Annotated in this window: 2 protein-coding genes and 1 pseudogene; 1 reads left to right on the top strand and 2 read right to left on the bottom strand. The window is 60.6% G+C overall.

The genetic code is table 11. The features are described from left to right. Positions 1–251: pseudogene (locus EZV60_RS19210) on the top strand (hypothetical protein); the annotation flags it as partial. Position 252: 1 nt separating this feature from the next. Here EZV60_RS19210 and EZV60_RS18915 read toward each other — a convergent pair. Next, positions 253–966: a DUF5681 domain-containing protein gene (locus EZV60_RS18915; protein ID WP_135507634.1), complete on the bottom strand. Its 714-nt coding sequence runs from the start codon at positions 964–966 to the stop codon at positions 253–255. Further along, positions 963–1,463 (bottom strand): DNA-methyltransferase (locus tag EZV60_RS18910; protein WP_135507632.1); only part of this gene is annotated, 501 nt, incomplete at its 5' end. The genes EZV60_RS18910 and EZV60_RS18915, both read right to left, overlap by 4 nt.

The raw sequence follows: 1,463 nt of genomic DNA, 5'->3' as shown, positions 1-1,463 counted from the left end.
CGATCTCGATCATCGCGCGCAAAGACAGGGTTACCGAGGCCTATATCCGAACCCGCGCGCAGCTCGCCTTTATGGCCCCGGCCATTCAGACGGCCATCCTGGAGGGGACACAGCCCGGTGATCTGACGCTGGAGCGCCTCGTGCGCAGCCAGCTGCCGCTCGATTGGCAGGCACAGGAACAGATGTTCGGATTTGCAAAGACCTGCTTACGCATAGCCCTGAGCGGTCAACCCGGCAAAAGATCACGGTAATTCAGCGTCCCAAGGCGCCCAGCTTTTCGTCGAACTGATCGAGCAATCTGGTCAGCCGCGCGATATCCTGCCGCATGATCTCGCGGCTCTTCGGGTTTTCCTCGGCATCGATGGCTTCGAGAAGAGAGTCGCGTTCCTCATTCCAGGCGTCGCGTTGTTCGCACAAGGCGTCGAGGGCTGCCTTTTCTTCCTTTGTAAACGGACCTTCGACCCTGACCTCACCGGTGCCAAAGTCGATCTTGATGTGGTCGGGATGCGGGATGGGCTCGGGCAGGCAGGTGATGCCGTTGATCTCGCGTCTTTGAAGCTCCTTCTCCCACTCCACCTTGTACTCGATCGCCGTTTTGAGCCATTCGTCCGCAAGTTGCTTGTTCTTCTGCTCGACCGCCAAGAGCATCTCTGTAAAGAGCCGTTGCGCCCGATGCTGACCTTTCGCGGCATTGACGGCGAGGGCCCGCACGACAGCCTGCGCCATGGGGACGGTCACGTTGCGATCGCCATCGCGTACCGTGATATTGCGATAGGCTTCATCTTGGACGATGCCATGCAGCCGCTCCTCGTTGAGACGCGGCCGCTTGTTTTTCGCGCCCTTGGGGCGGCCCTTCGGATTGCCGGATTGTCCCGGCTTGAACCGGGTGCTGGCGGGCGGTTTCGCGTATCCCACTTCGTAGATGGCATCGGGTTTTTGCAACGGCAGTTTCTTCTTCTTGCTCATTCCGCGGCCTCCAGCTTTTTCCTCGGCGCCTGCCAGCCGCAGACCACCTGCTCGGCCTCGTCATTGGCGTAAGCCTCCCAACGGGCAAGAATGCGATCGCAATAGATCGGATCAAGCTCGCAGAGATATCCGCGGCGCCCGGTCTTTTCGGCTGCAATGAGCGTCGAGCCCGACCCGCCGAACAAATCCAGCACGATCTCGCCACGTCCCGAGACATCACGGATCGCATCCGCGATCATCTGCACCGGCTTGACCGTGGGATGAAGCGCCAGTTCCGCCATGCGCCCGGCATGCCGGCTGTTGGCCCCGCGATACTCCCAGACATTGGTGCGGTACCGCCCGTGCTGGCCAAGCTCAAAGTTGTTGATGTGCCGGGCGACGCCCTTCTTGAAGACGAAGATCAGCTCGTGGCGCGAGCGATAAAAAGTGCCCATGCCGCCATTGTCTTTGGCCCAGACGATGAGGTTCTTCAGCTCGTCGTAGACCGCGTGCCCCGC

Origin of the sequence: Roseovarius aestuariivivens (assembly GCF_004761875.1) — a bacterium.
Classification (GTDB): domain Bacteria; phylum Pseudomonadota; class Alphaproteobacteria; order Rhodobacterales; family Rhodobacteraceae; genus Roseovarius; species Roseovarius aestuariivivens.
Note: the sequence above shows the minus strand (reverse complement) of the source record. Positions and strands in the feature narration are given on the sequence as shown.